This is a genomic window from Desulfotomaculum sp. (genome assembly GCF_982386235.1).
On sequence record NZ_CEVWQM010000009.1, the window covers coordinates 25,174 to 42,067 of the forward strand.

Consider the following 16,894-nt stretch of genomic DNA (forward strand, 5'->3'; position numbering starts at 1 on the left):
GTTTGTTATTGATTGTTGACATCTTATTCCGACATAGCTGTAGGGAATGGTCCAGACCCTTCCCTACCTAGGTAGGTTGCTGGCATTAACCTTTAACAGAGCCAATAAAAAAGTGTCGCCTACTACAAAAGTAGTTTTGCGACACTCCGTTTTATTTATCTTTTATTTTTCCTTAAACATATCACCAAATACATCACCCAGGGTTATTTTCTCTTCGGGGGCTTCCTGAATGACAGGCTGCTCCAAAGTCTCCTCCTGCCTCCGGGGGCGTGCTTCCCGAGGGGGGCGTCCTTCGCTGTTCACTTCGCGGATGGAAAGACGGATGCGTTTTTCAGTGGGGTCTATACTAAGTACCTTTACTTGAACCTCTTCCCCTTCCTTAACAACATCACCAGGCTTTTCAACATGATGATCTGCTAAATGGGAAATATGAACAAGGCCTTCGATGCCAGGCTCTAATTCTACAAAGGCACCAAAGGGAGCCAAGCGCACCACCTTGGCATTAAATACGCCAGCCACTGGATATTTCTCTTCAATATTATCCCAGGGATTCGGTAAAACTTGTTTAAGCCCCAAGGAAATTTTTTCATTATCCCGATCAATTTTTAGAACCATAACCTCCAATTCATCCCCAACCTTGACAACTTCCTCGGGATGATTAATACGATGCCAGCTCATCTCAGAGATATGCAATAGCCCATCTAACCCGCCAAGATCAACAAAGGCACCAAAGTTGGTGAGACGCCGGACCGTTCCTTTAACTACTTGTCCCTCTTGTAAGGAAGTTAAAAGTTCTTCCCGCATACGGGTTGCTTGTTCTTCTAGAACAGCTTTTCTTGACACAACTACCTTCTTACGAGCTTTGTTCATTTCAATGACACGTACTTCAATTTCTTGGTTTAGGTAGTTAGAAAGGTCTTCCACATAACCCCGTTCTACCAGGGAAGCGGGTAAGAAAGCACGAACCCCAACATCAACCAGCATGCCGCCTTTGACAACTTCGCGAATAACGCCCTTAATGATGCTGCCCTGTTCCATTGCCTCTGCCAAGCCATCCCAGGCTTTTTCTGCTGCAGCACGTTCTTTGGATAAAATAATTTTACCTTCATTGTCCTCCGCTTTTATTACAACACATTCTATTTCATCTCCAACTTTAACCAGTTCCTGGAGACTGTTTACACCATAAAAGGACATTTCCTTGCGAGGTATGACTCCTTCGGATTTTGCTCCAATGTCAACCAATACCTCGTCCATACCCACTTGTACAACAATACCCTTGACCAGTTCACCTGTTTGTGGAGATTTTACCTCCATGGCTTCACTCATACCTTCTTCCTCATTGGGCATCTGATTCAGTTCATTCATCCTCTTTTTAACCTCCTCTATACTTGCGTCAGGTGTTGAAGCGCCCGCGGTCAGACCAAATGTATCATAACCTCCGAACCATTCCTCACGTAGTTCTTCTGGGGACTCTACATGATAAGTTGGTGTCCCGGTTTCTTGACATAGTCTGGCCAGTTTTTTTGTATTGGCACTATTCTTGCCACCTACCACAACCATAACATCCACTTCCCCGGCTAATTCCACGGCGGACCTTTGGCGCTCCCCAGTGGCATGGCAGATGGTATTACGGGCATCCACCGCCACTCCTTGTTGTTGAAGCTTTTCAACCAAGGCCTGAAAATTTTTTAATGGTTGTGTTGTTTGTGCCACAATACCAACCTTAGGGTGTTCAACCCGACTAATTTCATCTGGATTTTCTATAACGACCCCTTTGCCATCCGTCCAGCCTAAAATACCCTGAACCTCAGGATGCCCTCGGTCACCTAGAATATATACAGGAAGTCCCTGTGCTGCCATCTCCTGCGCATATTTCTGGGCCTTTGCCACAAAGGGACAGGTAGCATCGAATACTTCCAAACCCTTTTCCTGGGCATTTTTTATTATTTCCGGCCCTACCCCATGGGAGCGAATAATTACTGTTCCCTCCTCTATCTGGTCTAGGTCGGTTGCTTCCTGAATACCTTGCTGAGCTAAATTTTGCACCACCTGGGGGTTATGAATTAAGGGGCCAAGGGTATAAATATTCTTCTCATTTTCTTTTTCCTTCGCCTTGGTTAAGGCCAAATCGATGGCTCTTTTTACGCCATAACAAAAACCCGCCTTTTTGGCCATTTTGATCTGCAAAAAATCACCCCAATGCCTACTTATCTATGATTAACTGCTCGATTTTCCCCATTACTGTGTCACTCAATGCCTCCAACTCTGCCTTACCCGGACGACCTGCCCAGATTTCCGGCAGGTACACAGGCTTCCCTATCTTAACCGTAATTTTATTAAAGAAACCCCCGGTGCCAATTAGAGCAATGGGTAAAATGGGTACATCACCCTTTACTGCCAGCATGGCTGCACCAATATGAGCTTTCTGCAATGCTCCGGTTTTACTCCTCGTTCCCTCAGGAAATATTCCCACCACCTGACCGCTTCTCAATATTTCTAAGGCTTTGCGAATGGCATTACGGTCAGACTTTTCGCGATTAATCGGAAAGGCACCCAGTAAAGTAATAATCGTCTTTAAAAGAGGAACCTTAAATAATTCAACCTTAGCCATAAAGTGGACTTTCCTGGTTATGGCACAGCCTACTACCAGCGGGTCTAAATTACTTACATGGTTCGAAACAATCAAAAGTCCCCCATTAACGGGAAGGTTTTCCAAACCAACAATTTCCCATCTTCTCCACAATAAAAGGATATTGCGAATTATAAACCTGAGCGTCCAATAAAACATAACTAATTTCCTTTCTCAACCCAGGTGATAATGGAATCCACAACCTCATCGATGGTCATCCCGGAATTATCAATCAAAACTGCATCTTCTGCCGGAATCAGCGGCGAAATGGCACGCGTACTATCGATCGAATCTCTTTTTTCAATTTCTTTTATTAATTCGTCAAGATCTACCCTATAGCCACGGTCAACCATCTCTTTGGCCCGACGTTTTGCTCTCTCCTCAGCCGAGGCTGTCAAAAAAAACTTTGCTTTTGCCTTGGGTAAAACAACTGTGCCAATATCCCTACCATCCATAACTACTCCGGTTTCCCTGGCAATTTCCTGCTGACGTTCGACAAGTACTTGCCTGACACCCGGTATTTTGGCAATGGTTGAAACATGCTGGGTTACTTCAGGGGAGCGAATTTCATCTGTTACATCCAAATCGTCCAGCAGAACCGATTGCTTAGGACCGGCTAATAAAGTGATGGTGGTATTCCTGGCAAGTTGTTCCATATCTCTATTATTATTTAGATCCATCCCTCTTTTTAATGCTTTTAAGGTAATGGCCCTGTACATAGCACCTGTATCAATATAAAGTAAATTTAACCTTTGTGCCACTTGTTTGGCTACTGTACTCTTCCCTGCGCCAGCAGGACCATCAATGGCAATGCTCACATATTCAGTCAAGTGATAGACCTCCAATAACTATACAAAAAGCCTGCATATATCCTTAGAATTTTCGACGTTTAGCTAAAAACTCCTTTTTTTTAAGAAAAATGGCAGAAGAGGAAAAATTCTTCCAGCCACTATTATTCTACTTAAACCATCGATCTACCTACCGCAACAGCCACCCTCTGTATCTCCTCCATTAAAGAACGGAAGTTCTCCGGCGTCAAGGACTGTTGACCGTCACAGAGTGCTTCAGCGGGGTTGGGATGAACCTCGATTAATAATCCGTCAGCCCCTGCCGCCACTGCGGCTTTGGCCATTGGGGATACATACTTCCATTTGCCAAGGGCATGACTGGGATCTACGATAATAGGCAGGTGAGATAAACTTTTTATTACCGGTACCGCAGATAAATCTAACGTGTTTCGAGTGGCGTTTTCATAGGTTCTGATCCCCCGTTCACAGAGAATCACATTATAATTACCACCAGCCATAATGTATTCTGCGGACATTAACCACTCCTCGATGGTGGCAGATACACCCCTCTTTAATAAAACAGGCTTGTTTACCTTTGCCACTGCCCGCAAAAGAAAGTAATTTTGCATGTTTCTGGCACCTATTTGTAAAATATCGGCATATTCAGCTACCATGGGCAAGGTACTGGCATCCATTACCTCCGTAACAATTTTTAGGCCGGTTCTTGCCCTGGCTTCTGCCAGATATTGTAGCCCTTCTTCTTCTAAACCCTGAAAGGCATAGGGAGAGGTGCGGGGTTTATAGGCACCTCCCCTTAATATCGTTGCCCCAGCTTTTTTCACTAATTCGGCAACCTCAAAAAGCTGTTCCCTGCTTTCCACAGCACAGGGTCCAGCCATTGTGTGAATCTTTTGTCCACCAATCTCAAGATCCCCCACCTTAATTACCGTGTCTTCTTCCTTAAAGGCCCTGCTAACCAGTGTATAGGGCTTGAGAATAGTTACTACATGATCGACCCCAGGCATCACTTCTAAAGCAAAATCACCTTTTCTTGTCTTAACTCCAATGGCACCAATGATGGTTCGCTCCACTCCCTGGGAAAGATGAACTTGCAAGCCGGCCCTTTGCAGTCTTTGGGAAACAGCATTTATATGTTTATGCTTCGCTTTTTGATTCATTACGACAATCACCGTACTTCTCCTTCCGTCGTAAAACTTCCGGACTGCTACCTTTCTTTAATATAACCATAAAACAATTATATCAATTAAGTAAAATATTTTTTGGAAAAACACGATACTAATGATAAAATATTGGTAATTATTTTCTGAAAGGAGTTATTATATGGTTATTTCTGATAAAATTGCATCCTCCTTGAGTAAAGGCTCATTCATTCGTAAAATGTTTGAAGAAGGTGATCGTTTAAGAAAAATTCATGGCCCAGAAAATGTCTATGATTTTACTCTCGGCAACCCTTCGGTAGAACCACCGGCTAAATTTAAGGAAAAGTTAAAAGAATTGGCACTCAATCCCATACCAGGTATGCATCGTTACATGAGCAATGCAGGTTATCCAGAAACCCGGACAGCTGTGGCTGAGGTTCTCAAAGAACAATCGGGTTTACCTTTTGCAGCCAAGGACATTGTCATGACGGTAGGAGCAGGCGGTGGTCTTAATGTTGTGCTTAAAACCATCCTTAATGCCGGAGATGAGGTTATCGCCCTATCCCCTTATTTTGTAGAGTATGGTTTTTATGTTGATAATCACGGCGGGGTTTTAAAGGTTGTTCCTACCAACGAAGACTTCCTCCCCGATTTAAAAGCCATTGATGCTGCTATCAATCATCGTACTCGGGCAATCATTATTAACTCCCCCAACAATCCAACCGGTGTCGTCTATTCTGCCGAAATCCTAGCTTCTCTGGGCAAGTTAATAGAAGACAAATCTCAACAATTTGGCCGCCCCATTTTTATTCTCTCAGATGAACCCTACGCTAAAATCGTATACGACGGTGTAACTGTTCCTTCTGTCTTTGCGCAAATCAAAAATGCAATTATGGTTACCTCCTATAGTAAGGATCTGGCGTTGCCCGGCGAGCGTATTGGTTATATCGCCGTTAACCCTACTCTCAATGATAGTGATCGGTTGATAGAAGGCCTTGTTTTTTGCAACCGCACCCTGGGCTTTGTCAATGCACCTGCCCTGATGCAACATCTAGTTACAGATTTACAACGTGAATCTGTAAACATTCAAGAGTACCAAGAAAAGCGCGATATTCTATATAACCATCTGACTTCACTGGGCTTTGAGATAAAGAAACCCCAAGGGGCCTTTTACCTATTTCCTAAGACACCCTTGGCGGATGATCTTGAATTTAATCAAAAAGCCTCTGCGTACAATATTTTGCTGGTTCCAGGCGGCGGCTTTGGTACCCCAGGTTATTTTCGTTTATCCTACTGTATAGACATGGATATCATCAAAAGATCCCTACCAGCCTGGACTAAGTTAGCTGAGGATCTAGGTATGAAAAAATAATAGGTGTTTTATTATTAAAGGAACCAGGTCATTTTATTGACTGGTTCCTTTTTTACTCGATCAGCAATCGAGTCAAACTTTCGAATGCATTTCCAACTTAGGATTTTTTCTTGTGGGGTGTAACACTTTTCGTCCCTTTTTCTTATTATGTAGCATGGGTTACCTAATCATTAAATTTTAGGGGAGGCGTTTATATGGGCGGTTACGGTTACGGAAATTCCAGTTTTATCGTGTTCCTCATCCTTATTCTTTTACTTCTAGGTGGTCCCGGTTACGGAACCTATGAGGTAGAGAACTAATTAAGTGAACAGTGGTTCACCATAAAAATATTATTATAGGAGGGTGTTAAAATGGGTGGTTACAATAATAGTTCCTTTATCATTTTCTTGGTTTTAATTTTACTATTCTTTGGCGGTTTTGGTTATGGCAGCTACGGTGTGGAAAAATAATATGTAAAACGATAAAAATAGGCCGGAGCTGCTCCAGCCTATTTTTATTCCACAAGGTCTGGCCTTAAACGGATGGCCTTTCGAAAATACACGTGTTTAATGTCATTTTGCTGCATAATTACCTTTAGCATTTCACTGGTTGCCTTTAATACTTCTTCTTTATCATTCTGTTCGACTGTAATAGCTCCTCTTATTCCCCTAATCTAGGCCATGCTGCCTCCTTCTAAGCTAGGGGCTTGATACAGCCCGATGGCCTAAACCTAGGGCCACCTCATCAAGGTGTAAAAGTCCTACACCTAAAAATACCGCCACGCTAATATGATCTGCCTGCTTGGCGATCCCTATTTTACCACCTACGTTTAATCCGATTGCCTTAGGCATAACAATCGAAAGAGCTTCACGGGTTGCACCAGCCACAGCTCCTTCATCTGCATGGATTTCCTTGATAACTCCTTCCCGTTTAGCAGCAACCACAGCCCTTTCGATAATACGACTTACCGAAGAGATAAAATCACCACCAAAATCTACCGCAACAGTTCGAATGCCATCCTGTAAAAACCTTTGTTTGTATTCTTTTTCCTGATCCCTTGATTCAGTCATGGACATTTCTATGGCAGCCTTGGCCACTTTTCTACTACCATGGAGACTCAAGCAAACACCTCCAAAAAATTAAAGCTCCTCGGTACTATTCCTTTTTTTACCTGTTAACTGCCTAGATTATATTATAGCTGTTACTTAATTGCAACTTCCTATCGCCTTTAGCCGTTATTTATAGACCAAAGGCAGCAACCCCCATGCCTTTAACTGCACCATCAAAGAATAAAAGTTTAATGTTATCCAGAACAATAACAAAGAATCTTGAGACTAACTGACAGTTAGCAGCTAACCGGCTAATAGCTAGCGGTTATATCTTCGTTCCAGTATGGAGCGGTAAAGTCTCATCTCCTCGGCTACTCTGAATAATAGTCTCTCTACATCATACCTTGAAAGTGACAAGTTGGGTGGATCGATGATTTCAATTTTTCTAAAGTCATCCCTGGCAATGAACCTTACAACATCTTCTAAGGTTTCTGCCCGTAGTTGAATGATCACAGGTGCATAGGCTACTTCGTTATTGGTGATCTCATCCTGCACGATATAGACTTCCGTACCCATATCAATTTCTTCAACCTGGATGCCTTGAATCGGCACGTTTCGAAAAACCGCCACCTGTTGTTCCCTTAAATCCTCCGCAGCCTTATCACCCGGTTTGCCACCGAATAAAAAACGTCCAGGTTTTCCAATACCTTTAAAATCTAAGCGAACTCTAACCCTCAAGGGCCGCTGAGCAATATCATCCTTTTGTAGGTTCAAAAAAATACCTCCTCGCCAAACCTCCTTAAAAAAATTCGATTTAGGCGGGAAAAATCCTGCTAGGTTTTACCATTGGATGTCCTGGCTGCCACAATTTGGGCAAGTATCAAAATAAATTTCCGGCTGCTCAAAGGCCTCCTGGGCATCGTCCAAACTAGCACCCTGGCATTCCATTGTTTTTAGATTACCTGCTTGACTAAAGTTCCCCACCAACCCATAGGGTGGTGCCGCTGCTGTTGGTGAACCAGGTAAAAAACGGGAACTGGCAAGGCTTTCGCAATTACCGCATCTTCTGCAATAAGGCATGTTTACCCCCCCATTAGCTGTCAGTCCTATTCTTCCCAACTCAAGGACGGATTTATGCCTAAATAAGGAAGACACGGCCTTTGCCGTGTCACACCGTTATTTGCCACCTATTTTTCTGCCAAGATTTTTTCTATTTCCCCTTGGGGTTCCCTTTTCCTGATAGCCACTGGTACCAGCCCTTCTAGGCTTAGTCGTTCTTTCATCCGAACCCTTGGCCTTGATGGAATTAAATTTTCCGCCGGGTTTTGATTTCCTGGCTATCGTACTTCCTTCCCCAGTGACCTTGTCCCTGGTGGCGTTAAACTTACCTTTATGGATTTGCCCTTTTTTCTTAACTCCATCTATTTTTCGTGTATCGGAATAATTAATTTTAACCCCTACCAACAGGGCTAATTCCCTTAATTCCTTTTTCGTTAACTCCCTAACTTCCCCTGATTTTAAATTACCCAGTTCCAGATTCCCAATACCCGTTCTTCTTAATCGGAGAACCTTGTAGCCAATATGTTCACACATGCGCCGCACTTGTCTGTTGCGGCCCTCATGAATGATAATTTCCAGTAAAGCCCGGTTATCACCGACACCAGCTAGCCTTACACCTGCCGGTGCAGTTGGCCCATCCTCCAGAACCAGCCCTTGGGCCATTTCTTTAAGTTGTTCAGTTTCTGGAACGCCAGCCACCTTAACCAGATAAGTTTTTTTTACTTTATGCTTCGGGTGGCTAATGGCTTGGGTAAGTTCCCCATCATTGGTTAACAATAAGAGTCCTTCAGAATCATAGTCCAGACGTCCAACTGGGTAAACCCTTTGGCTGACCCCCGCCAGTAAATCAGCAATTGTCTTACGGCCCCGATCATCACGAAGGGTCGTTACATACCCTCTGGGCTTGTTCATAAGCAAATAAACCTTTTTTTCCGGGGGAGGTATGGGACGTCCCTTGACTTCAATTTTATCCCGCATGGGGTCTACTCTGGTACCTAGCTCTGTAACGACTGTCCCATTAACCTTTACCTGACCATTCATCATTAACTCTTCCGAGTGGCGGCGGGAAGCCACTCCTGCCTGAGCCAGTATTTTTTGTAACCTTTCCATCATTTGGTGCTAAATCTCCTTAAAAAGTAAAGTACTGATAATTGTATCATACCCAGGCTGATTATTGCTAAAACATCATATTACAAATCATAATGGAAGCAATCAGCGTGGTAACATCCGCTGCTAAGCCAGATGCCACCGCGTAACGATATTTACGAATTCCTACGGAACCAAAGTAAAGGGTAAGCACATAGAAGGTTGTATCGCTGCTGCCCTGCATGGTCGATATCAGTCTTCCTACAAAACTATCCGGCCCATGGGTCTTGATTACCTCTGTGGCAATGCCCAGAGCCGCTCCCCCTGATAAGGGGCGCATGACAGCGTGGGGTAAAATGTCGGCAGGCACTCCCAGTACGCCTAAAATTGGTGCCAACCAAGAGGCCAGAAGTTCCATGGCCCCGGAAGCCCTAAATATACTTACTGCCACCAGCATCGCTGTGAGAAAGGGGATCGTTTTGATGGCAGTCGAAAAACCAGACTCAGCACCTTCCACAAAGGTTTCAAAAACAGGAACTTTTTTTATAAAGGCCAACAGAGGAATAAGTAAGAGGATGAGTGGTATGGCCCAGCGTGAAATCTGATTGATAACCTCATACATCAGCTTCACCACCTGTTCCTGTAGATACTTCTGAGCATTCTATCTGCCAGGATGGCTACCGTCATGCCACATAGGGTGGCAAATATCGTCGTCCCTACTATTTCCGTAGGATCTTGACTGCCATACAACACTCGAATGCCAATGATCGTGGTGGGAATAATCGTTATACAACCAGTATTGATGGCTAGAAATGTGCACATGGCTTCGGATGCGGTATCCGATTTTTTGTTTAGCTTTTGCAATTCCTGCATAGCGATCAAACCCATGGGGGTTGCTGCATTTCCCAGTCCCAAAATATTGGCACTAAGATTCATCACGATGGCACCCATGGCAGGGTGGTCCTTTGGCACACTGGGAAATAAAAAGCCAGTTACAGGCCGTACTAACTTAGCTAGTCCCTGAACGAGACCTGCTGCTTCCGCAAGCTTCATAATGCCTAGCCAAAAGGTTATGATGGCAATTAAACTAATGGACGTTTTTACTGCCACCTGTGCTCCATCTAAAGCTGCCTTGGTAACCACTTCTATCTGTCCCTGGGCACCTGCTACCAGGATACCAAAAACAACCATAAACAGCCATACATAATTTACCATGCATCTCCCCCCTTGTCCTCCTAGGAGATATTTATGAGGGGGGTTGGCCAATTAGAACTGTTCGTCCAATGGTAAGTAAACAGTAAAGCAAGTCCCTTCACCCAGTTGGCTGACTACCTCAATACGGCCCCGATGTTTGTCAACAATGGTATAGGAAATGGATAACCCCAGTCCCGTTCCTTTATCCTTGGTGGTAAAAAAGGGGGTTCCCAGTTTTTCCAGGTCATCCGGATTAATTCCAGGTCCATTATCCTGCACCGAAAGACTAACTTCATTTTCTGTCGGATGATAATCCGTGGCGATTATAATGGTTCCTTGCATATTCATGGCCTGAAGGGAATTTTGACAAAGATTTAACAGTACTTGTTTGATTTGGTCCTGATCAACAATAACTTTCGGTAATTCCGTTAAATCGGTAATTATTTTTACTCCCTGGAGGAAGGCCTGGGTTTCAAATATCTTTATGAAATCAGTAATTAATTGATTTAATGAACAGGGTTGTCTTTCCGGTTGTTTTGGTTTAGCCAGCTGAAGAAAATTATTAATAAAGGTATCTGCCTGATCAATTTCTTGAATCATAATTTCCATAAATTCTTTAAAAATACTATTTTGTCCTGCCATTTTTTCGCTCATCAGTTGGGCAAAGCCCCTGACAGAAGTTAAGGGATTTCTGATTTCATGGGCCATACCTGCGGCCATTTGGCCAACCACCGCAAGCTTTTGCTGCTCTTTAATGCGTGCCTCTTGACGGCGTAAATCTGTAACATCTGTATAAATCCCGATGGCTCCGGAAACAGAGTTTTTTTCATCCCGTAATAAGCTGGTGTTGACCAAAAGGAACTTTTCCGTTTGTAGATTGCAACATTTGCATTCAATATTGGTAAAGGATCTTGCCTCCTCAATGGTCTGAATTAAAAGATGGTAACCCCGTTGACAGAAATGAAAACTCTCGAAAGGTTTCCCGATTATTTCGTTTGCTTCTCTATGCCAGATCTTTTCGGCCGCCCTGTTAAAAAAGGTGACAATTCCTTCCCTGTTTAGAATAATTACACCCTGGGACATCGCATTAAAAATGATATCACTTTGCTGCATCAAGACACGCAGGGCCTTCCCTGCATCCAATAGCTTTTTTTCCATTTGGTTTTGTTTTATGGCCGCTTCAACTGCCTTTGTTGCCGCTACGGTTAAACTTAAGGTGTAAGGACTTTCCAAGCCACAAGGCATGGCAACGGACAAAACTGCTATGGTATCCCCTTCTTCACCGATAATGGGTGAACCCACAAAGGACCACCGGTGAAAATCCTTTACATAATGCTCCGCTCCAATAACTGCCAGTGGTATGCCATTCGCCAAAACAGAGCCAACCCCATTGTTTCCCATCACTGGCTCGGCAAAACTGACACCGGACTCATAGGGAATATTTATAAAATTACTGGTGGTATCTTTGCCTGTAAATGACTTTAGGATAATTCCTTCGGAATCAGCTATGAGAATTAGGAAGGTTTGGTTTTGCGTGCTAAGGGTCGTTTTGATGGTTTGAATGTGGGGCTCAAGTAGATCTAGTACACTTTTTAGGTGGGATCTTCTATAATATAATTCTTCATCCGTCAATTTTTTTATGTTTATTTGATGAGGGTTAATATTATACGCTACACACCGCAACCAAGCATCATACGTCTTTGGGAAAATATCGGTTGTCTCAACATTTTCTCCCGCAATAAACCTTTCCCAAATTGAATACATCGCTGACTGATTAAGGTGTGGTACAGAAATCAAGCGGTCAATCACCCAAGCAACCTCCATTTCATTTGGAGTTTTACCTATTTTCGACAGACTAGACCTTGGTTCCTGCGAAAAATCGTTGGGACATATGTCCCATTTTAAAAAGCAAAAAAGTGGGGAAGCCCCCACTTTTCTATACAACAGGTTGTGTATTGCAGCTCTCTGCAGTATTTTTGCCACCTTTGTTAAACATACTCTGTATTTGGTTTAACATTTGGGGTGCTGCATCAATTAGGCGATCAAACAATGCATGGCTATCATCTACTGGTAGCAGACGAATTTGACCATTCCCAACTACCAGGAAACCCATTGGCTGTACGGATACACCTGCACCACTACCACCACCAAAAGGTGAGCCTATTGAGTCCCCATTACTGTTTGCCTTACTATTGATCCCTGTTGAATATTCCCCACCGCCAGCAGCAAAACCACATGCCACCCTAGAGACAGGAATTATTACACTGCCGTCAGGAGTCTCCACAGGGTCGCCCACCACCGTGTTTACATCAACCATTTCCTTAATACTTTCCATAGCCGTTTTCATCAAACCTTCAATGGGATGTTCTGACAACATCATTCACCCCCCGTCTTTTTACCTTTTTATAAATAATTTTAATACCAGTGATCATAATATTTCCAACACGAATTTTAAATATGCAATCGAGTGATGTCGAAAAAACTTCTTTTTTAAAGTTTGGTTCTACATGAAGCTCTGGTTTTGGTCTACCCAAGGCAATTTTTTTATAAAACGCTGCCGTAAACCCGCCCATGATACTCCACGCCAAACCCGTTATAATACCGGTGGCAGCAGCATCACCTGTCCCTATTTTTAGCTTCCAAATAAAACGTTCCAGATTCAAATGCCCCAACAGATGCTCAATATCTTTTTTTATGTCCTTGAGGTAGGGCCACCATCGGTGATAAAGCGCCATTGCTTCCTCTACACTTGAAATGGTGTGTTCCCCATGTCTTCCCATTAATTCCTTGGGATTTTCCCCGCCAGTCTCCAATTCTGTCCTGGTGGTGAGGGATATCCCAGATAGTTTTTGCTGGAAAATAACCACCGGTACCTCCAGCCTATAGTTAATGAAACCCAAAAGAAAAAACTCAAGACTGATGGTGTCATCTTCCCCGACGCGAAAATACTTAAGGTGTACCTTCATGTCAGAAAGGAGAACCAAAGCCATTAGTAGTCCCAAGCCAATAAAAATATACAATGCTAACAGACTTTGGTCACTCCTTTCATTTCATGGTTACCTTGAAGACACATTAGCCGGCGGTCGTCCGCCCCCACATCCGTCTTTATTTTTAGGCAATAAATGGCCGTGAGCCTTGAGCTTTTTGTGCATGTGTCTTTCGCTCATGGCCCACGACCCACGGCCCATGGCCATTTTTAGGGTGCGCCAATGGGTTCAGGTTCATTGGTAGTGGTTGGCAGGATGGTAACGGGAATTGAGACCGTATCTTTTTCTACGCCGCCTTCACCACTAATAAAAGCTTCCACCGTGCCTTTTTCAGGATTGGCAGGGGGACTATAGCTTAGGGTACCCGTAAATTTATTGCCGTTAATTGGCATCGGTTTTTCAGCTAAGGTTAACCCGCTAGAATCTTTAATTCTGACTCTAACGTTACCCTCCATGCCAACAGCCGTTCCAGAAACACTGATCGACCCTTTAACCTGTTCACCAGGCTTAGGGCTATCTAATTTTAGGCCCTTTTCTATGGATTTATTGGGTGCTGGCTGCGGAGTGGCCTGGGGAGAGGGAGCAACCGGTACAGGAGCCTGTCCTTCTTTTTCTCTTGTCATCTCAAATCCAAGGGCTTTCACAGGCCTGTCCAGGGTAAAGGAAGCAACGATGGGTTTCCTATCTTCATTGTCTTTACGATCCTTATCTTCTAATAATGAATTACGATAATTTAATTTAACATTTACCCAATCAAAATCATTGGCGGGAATTCTGCGCTCAACTTCTGTTATTTCAATATCTTTACCCACGGGCAAATTCTGGCGGCTTACTAAAATATAATTTTTACCATTTACACTGGTCCAAGTAGCAAAGTGCTTTTCTTGATGGTTTTTTGCCAATGCTTGAACAATTTCCGGGGATTGATCAAAATCAATTGTTTCAAAGGATACTCTGGATACATCCGGTACAACAATGGTTTTCGGCTGTGGCTGAGGCTCCGGCTTTTTAGCAGCTGTGCAGCCAAAGGGCACCAACATTAATAAAATAAAGCATAAAGCCCTTAAAGTGTTTTTCATAAAGACCCCTCCAGTGGTTTTTATTAATATTTTTAGCACTTTTTGGTTATTTATGCGTATTTAAGCTATTTTTATACGAAAACGGCTTAAAACTTAGCCAAAAATTAAGCAACCATTTACCGCTCTTTCAAGCAAAGTCCTTGGGCCATGGCAAAACAAAAGCGACAGTGGGAACCATTCCCCTGCCGCATTTACGCCTCTTCCATATCAAGCATTTCTCCCTCCACCAAAAATTCTTCTAAAGGTGGGAGATCCGATATTTTTTTTAGGTCAAAATGTCTTAAAAATTCATTGGTGGTGCCGTAAAGTACAGGTCGCCCGGGGCCTTCCCTTCTACCTTTCTCCTCTATTAAGGCTCTTTCCAACAAGGTATTAATGGGAGAATCCACCTTGACACCCCGAATCAGTTCTACTTCCGATCTTGTTATGGGCTGTCGGTAAGCGATAATGGCCAGGGTTTCGATGGCTGCCCGGGATAAACCCGTGCCACTTTTACGGTATAATCTCTCTACATAGGGAGCACATTCGGGTCTTGTACACATCTGCCAGGTATCGGCCACTTCAACAATTTTAAGGCCTCCTGGTCTGGCCTCATATTCCTGGGCCATTTCTTGCAGCAGTTCCACTGCATCTGCCACATCAATTTCAGTAATTCGTGCCAGTGCTTGCACCGTAAGGGGGTCACTGGCCACAAATAAGAGTGCTTCCAAAGCTGCCTTTGTTTGATCTTTAAATAATACTGCCATCCTAGGCCTCCTCAGATAATTTCTGAACTCGACGCAAGATGGTTATCTCACCAAAGGTTTCATTCTGAACCACGGAGATTTGACCTAATTTTAATAACTCTAATAGGGCCATAAAGGTTACTACAATTTCCATACGAGTTGCATCATCGTCAAAAAGCCTGGTAAAGTCTACCCCTTCCGGGTAGAGGATAAGTTTTGCCAACAATTGACGCATTTTTTCAGGAACCTGAATCTCTTCCCGGGTAATCTCCAGGGGTATCGAAAGTTTTGCGCCGGCCCGTTGTAAAACCTTCTGCAATGAGATTAGGAGTTTTTCCATCGTTACCCCACTTAAGGGGTCCTGGGGTCTAAATAGGTGCTGGTACATATCAATATGATTGGTCCTGGTATAGGTTTTCCCAGCCTGTCGTTCCTGGTCCTTTAAAAAAGAAGCCACTTCTTTAAATTTTTTGTATTCCAGCAGTCTCTGTACCAATTCCTCCCGTGGGTCAGGCCCTGCTTCTTCCTCTGTTTCCTGTCCTGCTTTTGTTCGGGGCAAGAGCATTCTTGCCTTGATCGAGACTAAGGTGGCAGACATCAGCAAAAATTCACTGGCCACATCCATGTCCATGGCCTGCATTTGTTTGATATAGGCAAGGTACTGGGAGGTAATTTGAGCAATGGGAATATCGTAGATATTAATTTGATCCTTATCAATTAAGTGTAACAATAAATCCAAGGGCCCCTCAAAGGCGGATAATTTAACTGCATAGGACAAAAAAATCACTCACATCCTAACCAAAAATGGCTGCCCGAACCTCTTCCAATGTCTTTACCGTGGCCTGCCGGGCTTTTGCTTCGCCGGCTTGTAAAATTTCTTCAACATATCCTTTTTTCGCAAGTACTTGCTCCCGTCGCTCCCGGATTGGTCCTAAATTCTCTTCCAAGGCTCCGGTTAGTTGTTTTTTACAGGCCACACAACCGATTTGGCCGGCCCGGCACTCGGTTTCGATCCCTTCCAGAATACCGGAGTTGTAGATACGATGGAACTTGTGAACCACACAGACATCCGGATTACCCGGATCGGTTTTACGAATACGGGCTGGATCGGTGACCATTAAGTTGACATGCTTTTTAATCTCCTCGGTGCCGGCACCCATGGAAATGTAATTATGATAGCTTTTGCTCATTTTGGCACCATCAACACCAGGCAAAACTGCCACATCTTTATTGATAATGGCCTGGGGTTCGGGAAAGACCGGCTTAAACAGGTGATTGAAACGTCTGGCCACCTCTCTGGTTAGCTCGACATGGGGTGTTTGGTCCTCACCCACCGGCACTGCATTGGCTTTATAAACCAAAATATCTGCAGCCATTAGTAAAGGATAGCCCAAAAAGCCATAGCTATTAATGTCCTTACCCAACTCACCTAATTTTTGAATTTGATCTTTGTAGGTTGGTACCCTCTCCAACCAGGAAAGTGGGGTAACCATGGATAAAAGCAAATGCAGTTCTGCATGTTCCTGAACAGCGGACTGCCTGAAAAGAGCACATTTTTCTGGATCTAAACCATTTGCTAACCAGTCTGCTACCATTTCAATGGTATTGGCACGTATGTCTTTGGCTTCCTCCCAGCCTGTGGTCAGGGCATGCCAATCCGCTACACCAAAATAGCAATTGTATTCTTCCTGCAGGCGAACCCAATTATTGAGCACACTCTGGTGCCCTAGATGCAGCCGGCCTGTAGGTCTCATTTCACTTAAAATTACTCCTTTGCTAGCCATTAT

19 protein-coding genes are annotated in these 16,894 nt (G+C 43.7%); 1 reads left to right on the plus strand and 18 read right to left on the minus strand.

What is annotated here, in order from left to right; translation table 11 throughout:
* Window positions 1–162: 162 nt before the first annotated feature.
* The 4 genes from AC1U9Z_RS07090 to aroF form a co-directional block, all read right to left on the minus strand.
* Window positions 163–2,187, minus strand: coding sequence for a bifunctional 4-hydroxy-3-methylbut-2-enyl diphosphate reductase/30S ribosomal protein S1 (locus AC1U9Z_RS07090; RefSeq protein WP_479956595.1), 2,025 nt, complete (start codon window positions 2,185–2,187; stop codon window positions 163–165).
* A 16-nt stretch (window positions 2,188–2,203) separates the two neighbouring features.
* On the minus strand, window positions 2,204–2,788 hold the full coding sequence (locus tag AC1U9Z_RS07095; protein WP_479956597.1) for a lysophospholipid acyltransferase family protein: 585 nt from the start codon (window positions 2,786–2,788) through the stop codon (window positions 2,204–2,206).
* Between the two features lie 2 nt (window positions 2,789–2,790).
* On the minus strand, window positions 2,791–3,459 hold the full coding sequence (cmk, locus tag AC1U9Z_RS07100; protein WP_479956599.1) for a (d)CMP kinase: 669 nt from the start codon (window positions 3,457–3,459) through the stop codon (window positions 2,791–2,793).
* A 131-nt stretch (window positions 3,460–3,590) separates the two neighbouring features.
* Complete coding sequence (aroF, locus tag AC1U9Z_RS07105; protein WP_479956601.1) at window positions 3,591–4,607, minus strand: 3-deoxy-7-phosphoheptulonate synthase; 1,017 nt, start codon at window positions 4,605–4,607, stop codon at window positions 3,591–3,593.
* 151 nt (window positions 4,608–4,758) lie between these two features.
* Here aroF and AC1U9Z_RS07110 point away from each other — a divergent pair, with 151 nt between their 5' ends.
* On the plus strand, window positions 4,759–5,949 hold the full coding sequence (locus tag AC1U9Z_RS07110) for a pyridoxal phosphate-dependent aminotransferase (RefSeq protein ID WP_479956603.1): 1,191 nt from the start codon (window positions 4,759–4,761) through the stop codon (window positions 5,947–5,949).
* 493 nt (window positions 5,950–6,442) lie between these two features.
* Here the strand turns inward: AC1U9Z_RS07110 and AC1U9Z_RS07115 are convergent, their stop codons facing one another.
* The 14 genes from AC1U9Z_RS07115 to trpS all read right to left on the minus strand — a co-directional run bounded on the left by AC1U9Z_RS07115 (window position 6,443) and on the right by trpS (window position 16,891).
* Entirely contained in the window at window positions 6,443–6,601 is a 159-nt protein-coding gene (locus AC1U9Z_RS07115) for a chorismate mutase (protein WP_479956706.1), read from the minus strand.
* Window positions 6,602–6,626: 25 nt separating this feature from the next.
* Entirely contained in the window at window positions 6,627–7,049 is a 423-nt protein-coding gene (locus AC1U9Z_RS07120) for a HutP family protein (RefSeq protein ID WP_333529756.1), read from the minus strand.
* A gap of 246 nt (window positions 7,050–7,295) precedes the next feature.
* Entirely contained in the window at window positions 7,296–7,751 is a 456-nt protein-coding gene (locus AC1U9Z_RS07125) for a hypothetical protein (protein WP_479956605.1), read from the minus strand.
* Window positions 7,752–7,817: 66 nt separating this feature from the next.
* Window positions 7,818–8,057: a hypothetical protein gene (locus AC1U9Z_RS07130; protein WP_333529754.1), complete on the minus strand. Its 240-nt coding sequence runs from the start codon at window positions 8,055–8,057 to the stop codon at window positions 7,818–7,820.
* Window positions 8,058–8,153: 96 nt separating this feature from the next.
* Window positions 8,154–9,149, minus strand: coding sequence for a pseudouridine synthase (locus AC1U9Z_RS07135; protein ID WP_479956607.1), 996 nt, complete (start codon window positions 9,147–9,149; stop codon window positions 8,154–8,156).
* A 64-nt stretch (window positions 9,150–9,213) separates the two neighbouring features.
* Window positions 9,214–9,744, minus strand: coding sequence for a spore maturation protein (locus AC1U9Z_RS07140; protein WP_479956609.1), 531 nt, complete (start codon window positions 9,742–9,744; stop codon window positions 9,214–9,216).
* Between the two features lie 5 nt (window positions 9,745–9,749).
* Window positions 9,750–10,337 (minus strand): nucleoside recognition domain-containing protein, encoded by a 588-nt coding sequence (locus AC1U9Z_RS07145; RefSeq protein WP_333529751.1) that lies wholly within the window; start codon window positions 10,335–10,337, stop codon window positions 9,750–9,752.
* 51 nt (window positions 10,338–10,388) lie between these two features.
* Window positions 10,389–12,125 (minus strand): ATP-binding protein, encoded by a 1,737-nt coding sequence (locus AC1U9Z_RS07150; protein WP_479956611.1) that lies wholly within the window; start codon window positions 12,123–12,125, stop codon window positions 10,389–10,391.
* Window positions 12,126–12,252: 127 nt separating this feature from the next.
* On the minus strand, window positions 12,253–12,696 hold the full coding sequence (gene ytfJ / locus AC1U9Z_RS07155; protein WP_479956613.1) for a GerW family sporulation protein: 444 nt from the start codon (window positions 12,694–12,696) through the stop codon (window positions 12,253–12,255).
* Window positions 12,671–13,306 (minus strand): DUF2953 domain-containing protein, encoded by a 636-nt coding sequence (locus AC1U9Z_RS07160; RefSeq protein WP_479956615.1) that lies wholly within the window; start codon window positions 13,304–13,306, stop codon window positions 12,671–12,673. Before AC1U9Z_RS07160 ends, ytfJ begins: the two co-directional genes overlap by 26 nt.
* 206 nt (window positions 13,307–13,512) lie before the next feature.
* The gene (locus AC1U9Z_RS07165; protein WP_479956617.1) at window positions 13,513–14,382 is read right to left on the minus strand and encodes a Gmad2 immunoglobulin-like domain-containing protein; all 870 of its coding nucleotides are present in this window, start codon (window positions 14,380–14,382) and stop codon (window positions 13,513–13,515) included.
* 191 nt (window positions 14,383–14,573) lie between these two features.
* Window positions 14,574–15,128 carry an SMC-Scp complex subunit ScpB gene (scpB, locus tag AC1U9Z_RS07170; RefSeq protein ID WP_333529743.1) on the minus strand — a complete coding sequence of 185 codons (555 nt, stop codon included), beginning with the start codon at window positions 15,126–15,128 and terminating at the stop codon, window positions 14,574–14,576.
* Between the two features lies 1 nt (window position 15,129).
* Window positions 15,130–15,885 carry a segregation and condensation protein A gene (locus AC1U9Z_RS07175; protein WP_479956619.1) on the minus strand — a complete coding sequence of 252 codons (756 nt, stop codon included), beginning with the start codon at window positions 15,883–15,885 and terminating at the stop codon, window positions 15,130–15,132.
* 16 nt (window positions 15,886–15,901) lie between these two features.
* Entirely contained in the window at window positions 15,902–16,891 is a 990-nt protein-coding gene (trpS, locus tag AC1U9Z_RS07180) for a tryptophan--tRNA ligase (RefSeq protein ID WP_479956621.1), read from the minus strand.
* Window positions 16,892–16,894: the final 3 nt, after the last annotated feature.

Excerpts from the sequence above, each read along its gene's own strand:
- AC1U9Z_RS07110 (WP_479956603.1), top strand. The coding sequence starts at position 4,759 with ATGGTTATTTCTGATAAAATTGCATCCTCCTTGAGTAAAGGCTCATTC.
- AC1U9Z_RS07145 (WP_333529751.1), bottom strand. The coding sequence starts at position 10,337 with ATGGTAAATTATGTATGGCTGTTTATGGTTGTTTTTGGTATCCTGGTA.
- AC1U9Z_RS07160 (WP_479956615.1), bottom strand. The coding sequence starts at position 13,306 with ATGGCTTTGGTTCTCCTTTCTGACATGAAGGTACACCTTAAGTATTTT.
- AC1U9Z_RS07130 (WP_333529754.1), bottom strand. The coding sequence starts at position 8,057 with ATGCCTTATTGCAGAAGATGCGGTAATTGCGAAAGCCTTGCCAGTTCC.
- scpB (WP_333529743.1), bottom strand. The coding sequence starts at position 15,128 with ATGGCAGTATTATTTAAAGATCAAACAAAGGCAGCTTTGGAAGCACTC.
- AC1U9Z_RS07135 (WP_479956607.1), bottom strand. The coding sequence starts at position 9,149 with ATGATGGAAAGGTTACAAAAAATACTGGCTCAGGCAGGAGTGGCTTCC.
- ytfJ (WP_479956613.1), bottom strand. The coding sequence starts at position 12,696 with ATGATGTTGTCAGAACATCCCATTGAAGGTTTGATGAAAACGGCTATG.
- AC1U9Z_RS07165 (WP_479956617.1), bottom strand. The coding sequence starts at position 14,382 with ATGAAAAACACTTTAAGGGCTTTATGCTTTATTTTATTAATGTTGGTG.
- AC1U9Z_RS07140 (WP_479956609.1), bottom strand. The coding sequence starts at position 9,744 with ATGTATGAGGTTATCAATCAGATTTCACGCTGGGCCATACCACTCATC.
- AC1U9Z_RS07095 (WP_479956597.1), bottom strand. The coding sequence starts at position 2,788 with ATGTTTTATTGGACGCTCAGGTTTATAATTCGCAATATCCTTTTATTG.
- trpS (WP_479956621.1), bottom strand. The coding sequence starts at position 16,891 with ATGGCTAGCAAAGGAGTAATTTTAAGTGAAATGAGACCTACAGGCCGG.